The 1,102-nt window shown below is 51.5% G+C and carries 1 protein-coding gene; it reads left to right on the top strand.

Annotated features, from left to right (window positions below; genetic code table 11):
• Positions 1-25: 25 nt before the first annotated feature.
• Positions 26-1,102, top strand: a 1,077-nt coding sequence (locus J9889_RS13980; RefSeq protein ID WP_210557055.1) for an IS4-like element ISApu2 family transposase, incomplete at its 3' end; no start/stop codon positions are given.

The raw sequence follows: 1,102 nt of genomic DNA, 5'->3' as shown, positions 1-1,102 counted from the left end.
AAAAAAAACCGACACGCCCGAAGCCATGACTATTATCAATGCAACCCAGTACCTCAAGCAACTTCTTAGCTCTTCTGAACTCAACCGGATCGGTAAATTTACCGGTTTTTGTCAGCGACTCCGGGATATCCAGCCTGCGAGACTACTCCCGGCTCTGCTCTCAGGGCTTGGTTGCGACAAGGTGGATGGTATTGCTGGTTTGCATCGCCATTTCAATGCGTTGCAGCTCCATGATACTGACCAAATAGCGTATAAACCCTTTCACAACCAGTTACGCAAGCAGGGTTTTCCCTTGTTCATGCGCGCACTGGTTGAACGAGCCATCGCCTTACGCCTCAAGGAGTGTCTACCGGACGCCCACGGACTGGCAGGCTTTGAGCAGGTACTGCTGCAGGACGGGTCGTCATTCGCGTTACATCCGCAATTGGCAGAACATTTCCCGGGCCGATTCAATAAGCACAGCCCCGCTGCGGTAGAGTGTCATATGACCATGTCCTTGCTGGACCAGTCGCCGATATCGATGAGTATCACGGCGGATACCGAATCGGAGCGCAAGCATCTTCCGGCCGCAAATTCGTTAAATAACAAACTGTTATTGGCGGATGCCGGTTACATCAGCCGCGAGTACTTTGCTGATGTGACCAAAGCCAAAGGAAGCTATCTGGTCAGAGGGAGTCAAAATCTCAATCCCAAAGTACAGGCAGCTTACCGACAGGACGGCAGGGAAATGCCCAAGTTACTCGGAAAAAAGCTCAAGGATATCGATCGGAGAAGCTGCAGAGCCGAGGTTCTGGATCTGGATGTGAGTTCGGGAAAGTATAAATATCGACTCATAAGACGTTGGTTTGCAGAGGAAAAACGGTTCTGTATATGGATGACCAATCTTCCGCGTGAGCGATGGCCAGCCGAGAAGGTGATGGCATTGTATCGTTGCCGTTGGCAGATCGAACTGTTGTTCAAAGAGCTGAAATCACATAACCGGTTGAAGGCGTTCGCGACACGACAAAAAGCGATAGCGGAAGGCTTGATCTGGGCTAGTTTGCTGGCCTTGCTGGTCAAACGTCGGCTGGCGCTGACGCTGATTGGCAGCGCGGAGTTATCG

It is taken from the genome of Aeromonas sp. PrichA-15 (genome assembly GCF_017939245.1).
Classification (GTDB): Bacteria; Pseudomonadota; Gammaproteobacteria; order Enterobacterales; family Aeromonadaceae; genus Aeromonas; species Aeromonas caviae.
The sequence above is the reverse complement of the archived record's forward strand: the minus strand, read 5'-3'. Positions and strand labels throughout refer to the sequence as shown.